This is a genomic window from Longimicrobium sp. (genome assembly GCA_036389135.1).
Lineage (GTDB): Bacteria > Gemmatimonadota > Gemmatimonadetes > Longimicrobiales > Longimicrobiaceae > Longimicrobium.
Map to the genome: position 1 here is coordinate 22,932 of DASVQP010000100.1, position 7,025 is coordinate 29,956.

Sequence of the window (7,025 nt, forward strand, 5' to 3'; positions counted from 1 at the left end):
CCACTCACCACCTCCGAAAGGCCGAAGCATGCACCGCCGTCTGATCCTGCTCTGCGCCGCCGCCCTCCTGGCGCAACCGGCCCCCGCGCAGACCCCCGCCGACAGCACGCGCGCCAACGCGGTTCGCACGCTGCGGGCGGCCCGTGTCACCGGCAGCATCGACATCGACGGACGGCTGGACGAGGCCGCCTGGGCCGCCGCCGAGACGGCGGCAAACTTCACCCAGTCGTACCCCAAGGCGGGCGCCGCGCCCACGGAGCGCACCGAGGCGCGGGTGCTGTACTCCGACGATGCCATCTACGTGGCGATGCGGATGTACGACTCGCGCCCCGACTCCATTGCCGCGCAGCTCGCCCGGCGCGACGCGAGCGGGATCTACTCGGACTGGGTGCACGTCGCCATCGACTCGTACCACGACCGCCGCACCGGCTTCCGCTTCTCGCTGAACCCGCGCGGCGTGCAAAAGGACGTATTCCACTCCAACGACACGGGCGAGGACCTGGACTGGGACGCCGTCTGGCAGTCCGCCGCGCGCGTGGACTCGCTGGGGTGGACGGCCGAGTTCCGCATCCCGCTCTCGCAGATCCGCTTCAGCGGCTCGGAGCCGGCGGGCGGCCGGGTGTGGGGGCTGCAGCTGCAGCGCGACATCGCGCGCCGCGACGAGCGAGACTCCTGGTCCCCCTGGACGCGCACGGACGCGGGCTTCGTCTCGCGCTTCGGCGACGTCACGGGGCTCACCGGCATTCGTCCCGTGCGCCGCATGGAGCTGCTGCCGTACGTCAGCAACCGCCTCACCCGCGAGCCCGGCGACACCGAGAACCCGTTCTACTCGTCCAACGACGTGGGCCTCTCGGCGGGCGCGGACTTCAAGCTGGGGATCACCTCCGGCCTCACCCTCACCGGCACCGTCAACCCTGACTTCGGGCAGGTGGAAGTAGACCCGGCGGTGGTGAACCTGAGCGCGTTCGAGACGTTCTTCCCGGAGAAGCGCCCCTTCTTCATCGAGGGGAGCGACGTCTTCCGCTTCGGGCAGGTGGGCACCTTCAACAACTACGGCTTCCAGCAGTACTTCTATTCGCGCCGCATCGGCCGCACGCCGCAGCGCCAACTCTCCGGCAGCGAGATCCGCTTCACCGACGTACCCAGCCAGTCCACCATCCTGGGCGCGGGCAAGGTGAGCGGCAAAGTGGGTCCCTGGACGCTGGGGATCATGGACGCCGTGACCGCCGCCGAGAAGGCGCGCTTCGTCACCGAGGGCGGCGAGCGGGAGAGCGCCACGGTGGAGCCGCTGACCAACTACTTCGTCAGCCGCGTGCGGCGCGAGATGCGCGGAGGCCGCACCGTCGTGGGCGGCATGGCGACGGCCACGCACCGCGACATGAGCGACGACGCCTTCGATCCGCTCCTTCGCTCGCAGGCCTTCTTCGGCGGCGTGGACGGGGAGCACAGCTGGTCCAACCGGCTGTGGAAGGTCTCCGGCTACGTGGCCGCCACGAGCGTGGCGGGAAGCCGGGACGTGATCGAGGCGGCGCAGCGCTCCAGCGCCCGCTACTACGACCGCCCGGACGCCGACTACCTGGCGCTAGACCCCACGCGCACCTCGCTCACGGGCCACATCGCCGAGGCCGCCATCCAGCGGAGCGGCAACTGGGACCTGTCGCTGGACGTGAAGGAGATGAGCCCCGGCTTCGAGGTGAACGACCTCGGCTTCCAGGGGCGCACGGACTACCGCTCCTTCACCACCTTCCTCGGCCGCCGCGTCAACGAGGCGAAGGGGATCTTCCGCGACCACTCGTACTTCGGCTACACGTTCCACGCCTGGAACTTCGGCGGCGACGTGATCCTGAACGGCGGCGCGGTGGGCGCCAACGGCACCTTCAAGAACTTCTGGAGCGCGGGGGCCAACCTGGGCTACCGTCCCTGGACCGCCGACGACCGCCTGACGCGCGGCGGCCCCCTCTCGCGCACCCCGGGCCGCCGCGAGGTCTCCGGCTGGGTGGAGACCGACCCGCGCAAGCGCGTCTCCTTCGGCGCGAACACCGGCTACGTGCGCCGCGACGCGGGCGGCAGCTCGCGCTGGGCGGGGGTGTCGATGAGCTACCGTCCGTCGAGCGCCATCCGGCTGCGCCTGAGCCCGAACATCGAAAACGAATTCGGTACCGCGCAGTACGTCCGCACGGTAGACGACGCGCTCGCCACCGAGACGTTCGGGCGCCGCTACGTCTTCGCGGACCTGGACCAGACCACGGTGTCGATGGAGACGCGGCTGGACTGGACCTTTACCTCGCGCCTCTCGCTGCAGCTATTCGCGCAGCCCTTTGTGGCGGTGGGCGACTACACGGAGTTCAAAGAGCTCCAGCGCCCCGGCAGCTACGACTTCGGCGTGTACGGCCGTGACCAGGGCACCATCTCCCGCGGTGGGAGCTGCGCCAATCCGCTGGGCGACGGCACCAACTACCTGGTGGATCCGGACGGCGCGGGCGCGGGCGGCTGCTTCTCCTTTGGCGAGCGCGACTTCAACTCCCGCTCGCTGCGCGGCAACGCGGTGCTGCGCTGGGAGTACCGTCCCGGCTCCGCCCTGTTCTTCGTGTGGCAGCAGCAGCGCGACGGCTTCGACGCGGTGGGCGATCTCGACTTCGGCCGCGACGCCGGCGAGGTGTTCCGCGCCCCCGCGAGCAACGTGTTCGTGGTGAAGGCGACGTACTGGTTGGGGCGGTAGGCGGAAGGCCCCCTCCCCCGCTCGTCACCTCGCGGCCCCTCCCCCAATAACTACCTGGGGGAGGGGCGTACGCGTGCATCTTCGCGTCGCGTCCGGCCCCGCACCGCCGCCTGCCGTGCACGCAGATTCCCGGCCCCGCCCCGTCGCCTGCCGCGCATGCCGACCCCGTAGAGGCCGCCCACGTGGCTGCCCGTGTCCGATCCCGCTCCGCCACCGGCTTAACCGTGCGGGTCCGGATGACTGCCGCCCGCGCGAATTCCGCCCCCGAGTCCGCGCAGGCGGACTTTGTGCTGTTGTTGCCGCGAGTTCACTCGCCGGGGCAATGGTCCCCGGCAGGCCCCGGCCAGCCCCCGCAGGCTGCAGCCCATGCACGAGGCACGGGCAGATACGTGGCCCTGCCCCTACGGGTCGGTGCGGAAGGCGCGGGTCGGGGAGGGGGAGAGGGCGGGCGTGATGAATCACGCCCTGCCACAGATCCGTGCGCTGGTCCCGGGTTGACAGGAGCTGGTGTCTGCCCTAAGTTTTCCAGTCTGTCGCGCAACTTTTTGGTTCGCGGCGGCGGGGCCAGCGGCCTTCGCCAGTGTTTTTGCGTTTTCGTCTACCTTCGCATTCAAGTATGCCGACGATCAATCAGCTGGTCCGCAAGGGGCGCCAGACGCTCGTCAACAAGAGCAAGTCGCCCGCGATGCGGAACAACCCGCAGAAGCGCGGGGTCTGCACGCGCGTGTACACCACGACCCCGAAGAAGCCCAACTCGGCCCTCCGGAAGGTCGCGCGCGTCCGGCTGACGAACGGCTTCGAAGTGACGGCGTACATCCCGGGCGAGGGGCACAACCTGCAGGAGCACAGCATCGTGCTCATCCGCGGCGGCCGGGTGAAGGACCTGCCGGGCGTCCGCTACCACATCATCCGCGGCACGCTCGACGCTTCCGGCGTCAACGACCGCCGCCAGGGCCGTTCCAAGTACGGCGCCAAGAAGCCCAAGGCGGGCGCCGCCGCGGGGAAGGGCGCACCGGTCAAGGGTAAGGGAGGGAAGCGCTAATGAGCCGCAGAAACCGCGCTGTAAAGCGCCCGATCATCCCGGATCCGGTCTACGGGAGCGACTCGGTAACGAAGTTCGTCAACACGCTGATGCGCGACGGGAAGAAGTCCACCGCCGAGGGGATCTTCTACGACGCCATGAAGGTTGTGGAAGAGCGCTCCGGGCAGCCGGGGGAGACGGTCTTCAAGACCGCGCTCAACAACGCCAAGCCGGTCCTGGAGGTGAAGAGCCGCCGCGTGGGCGGCGCCACCTACCAGGTGCCGGTGGAGGTGCGTCCGGAGCGGCGCACCGCCCTCGCCATGCGCTGGCTGGTGGGCTATGCCCGCGCCCGCGGCGAGAAGACGATGGCCGACCGCCTTGCCGCCGAGCTTCTGGCCGCGTCCCGCAACGAGGGCGCGACCATCAAGAAGAAGGACGACACGCACCGCATGGCGGATGCGAACAAGGCGTTCGCGCACTACCGCTGGTAGCCAACCGCTGGTCAACCAAAACGGTGTCAGAACCCGCGGCGGCGCGGTGGGCGGAACGCTCCGCTCCCGCGCCCCGCGCTTCTGCGTAACTGGATAAAACGAATCATGGCCCGCACCACGACGCTGGACAAATATCGCAACATCGGCATCATGGCCCACATCGATGCCGGCAAGACCACCACGACCGAGCGCATCCTGTACTACACGGGCCGCACGCACAAGATCGGCGAGGTGCACGAGGGTGCGGCCACCATGGACTGGATGGAGCAGGAGCAGGAGCGCGGCATCACCATCACGTCGGCCGCAACGACGTGCCAGTGGGAGCGCTTCGGCAACACGTACCGCATCAACATCATCGACACCCCGGGGCACGTGGACTTCACCGTGGAGGTGGAGCGCTCGCTCCGCGTGCTCGACGGCGCCGTCTGCGTGTTCGACGCGGTGGCCGGCGTGGAGCCGCAGTCGGAGACGGTGTGGCGCCAGGCGGACAAGTACGGCGTGCCGCGCATCTGCTTCGTCAACAAGATGGACCGCACCGGCGCCAACTTCGAGCGCTGCGTGTCCATGATCCGCGAGCGGCTGGGCGCCAAGCCGTACCCGGTGCACCTCCCCATCGGCGACGGCGAGGCCTTCGTGGGGATCATCGACGTGATCCGCCGCGTGGAGCTGCTGTACGACGACACCACCAAGGGGAAGGAGTGGCGTGAGGCCCCCGTCCGCGCCGAGATGCACGACGCCGTCGAGGCCGCCCGCTTCGCGCTGGTGGAGGGCGCGGTGGAGCACGACGAGGACCTGATGAGCCGCTACCTGGAAGGCGAGGAGATCAGCGAGACGGACCTGATCCGCGCCATCCGCAACGCGACCATCGCGGGCGCCATGACGCCGGTGCTCACCGGCTCGGCGTTCAAGAACAAGGGCGTGCAGCAGCTGCTGGACTGCGTGGTCGACTTCCTTCCGGCGCCGGTGGACATCCCGGCCATCAAGGGGACGGACCCGGAGAACGACGACGCGCCCATCGAGCGCCACGCTTCGGACGAGGAGCCGTTCTCGGCGCTCGCGTTCAAGATCGCGACCGACCCGTTCGTCGGTAAGCTGACCTTCTTCCGCGTGTACTCGGGCGTCATCGCCAGCGGCGCCCACGTGCTGAACAGCACCAAGGGGAAGCGCGAGCGCTTCGGCCGCATCCTGCAGATGCACGCCAACAAGCGCGAGGAGATCCCCGAGGTGCGCGCCGGCGACATCGCCGCCGCCATCGGGCTCAAGGACACCACCACGGGAAACACGCTGTGCGACCCGGAGCACGCGGTGGTGCTGGAGTCGATGACCTTCCCGACCCCGGTGATCTCGGTGGCCATCGAGCCGAAGACCAAGGTCGACCAGGACAAGATGGGTGAGGCGCTTCGCCGCCTGGCGGACGAGGACCCCACCTTCAAGGTGCACACGGACGTCGAGACCGGGCAGACCATCATCTCCGGGATGGGCGAGCTCCACCTGGAGATCCTGGTGGACCGCATGCTCCGCGAGTTCAAGGTGGAGGCCAACGTGGGCCGCCCGCAGGTGGCCTACCGCGAGACGATCCGCAAGCGGGTGGAGAAGGTCGAGGGCAAGTTCGTTCGGCAGACGGGTGGCTCGGGCCAGTACGGCCACGTGGTCATCAACATGATGCCGGCCGAGCCGGGCCAGGGCTTCGTCTTCGAAGACAAGATCGTGGGCGGCGTGATCCCCCGCGAGTTCATCAAGCCCAGCGAGCAGGGGCTGCGCGAGGCGATGGACACCGGCGTGCTCGCCGGCTACCCGATGGTGGACGTCAAGGTTGAGCTGGTGTTCGGCTCGTACCACGACGTGGACTCGTCGGAAATCGCCTTCAAGATCGCCGGCTCCATGGCGTTCAAGGAGGCGGCACGCAAGGCCGGCCCGGTGCTCCTTGAGCCGGTGATGAGCGTGGAAGTGGTGACCCCGTCGGACTACATGGGCGACGTGATCGGCGACCTTTCCGCCCGCCGCGGCAAGATCCAGGGGATGGACCAGCGCGGCGAGGCGCAGGTGATCAACGCGATGGTGCCGCTCTCGGAGATGTTCGGCTACTCCACCAACCTGCGCTCCATGTCGCAGGGGCGTGCCGTGTACTCCATGCAGTTCTCGCAGTACGAGGAGGTCCCCAAGGCCCGCGCCGAGGAGATCGTCGCCAAGGTCCGCGGCTAAGCCTCGCCAGTCTCGCGAAAAGGGCGGCCCTCCAAACGAGGGCCGCCCTTTTTACCGCGCTTCACACAGAGCCACAGAGAAGACGGCAAGAAGAAAAAGAAATATCCATTGTTTTTTCTCCGTGCCTTTCAGTGCCCCTCTGCATCTCTGTGTGAAACTGCTGTTTGCGATGTCTGCCAGCACTTGACGGTTTGGGGTTTTGGCGCTATTCTTCTCGTCTTGTCCCGCTCCGGCTCGCGATTTGTGCGGGTGGAATGGCGGGACGAGGAAGCCGGCACCCGGACACCTTGCCGCAGCAAGTGACGCGGCGAGGTTTGCTGTTCTTAGGGGCCGTGCGGAAAAAAGGTTCGCGGCTGAGGCGGTTCGCCAGCTCCCACGAGGAGCGGAATCCAATCAGCCATCAAAAATTCATCAGGTACCAGGATTCAAACCAATGGCCAAGGCCAAGTTTGAGCGCAACAAGCCGCACGTGAACGTCGGCACGATCGGGCACGTGGACCACGGCAAGACGACGCTCACGGCGGCGATCACGCGCATCCAGGCGGCGCAGGGGCTGGCGGACTTCGTCAGCTTCGACAACATCGACAAGGCC

5 protein-coding genes are annotated in these 7,025 nt (G+C 68.1%); all 5 read left to right on the forward strand.

Annotated features, from left to right (window positions below; translation table 11 throughout):
* Positions 1 to 28: 28 nt before the first annotated feature.
* Positions 29 to 2,719, forward strand: a complete 2,691-nt coding sequence (locus VF584_21160; GenBank protein HEX8212698.1) for a DUF5916 domain-containing protein — start codon at positions 29 to 31, stop codon at positions 2,717 to 2,719.
* 616 nt (positions 2,720 to 3,335) lie between these two features.
* Positions 3,336 to 3,761, forward strand: a complete 426-nt coding sequence (gene rpsL, locus VF584_21165; GenBank protein HEX8212699.1) for a 30S ribosomal protein S12 — start codon at positions 3,336 to 3,338, stop codon at positions 3,759 to 3,761.
* Positions 3,761 to 4,231, forward strand: coding sequence for a 30S ribosomal protein S7 (gene rpsG, locus VF584_21170; GenBank protein HEX8212700.1), 471 nt, complete (start codon positions 3,761 to 3,763; stop codon positions 4,229 to 4,231). Before rpsL ends, rpsG begins: the two co-directional genes overlap by 1 nt.
* A gap of 105 nt (positions 4,232 to 4,336) precedes the next feature.
* Complete coding sequence (fusA, locus tag VF584_21175; GenBank protein ID HEX8212701.1) at positions 4,337 to 6,433, forward strand: elongation factor G; 2,097 nt, start codon at positions 4,337 to 4,339, stop codon at positions 6,431 to 6,433.
* Between the two features lie 433 nt (positions 6,434 to 6,866).
* A partial coding sequence (locus tag VF584_21180) for a GTP-binding protein (GenBank protein HEX8212702.1) occupies positions 6,867 to 7,025 on the forward strand: 159 nt, incomplete at its 3' end.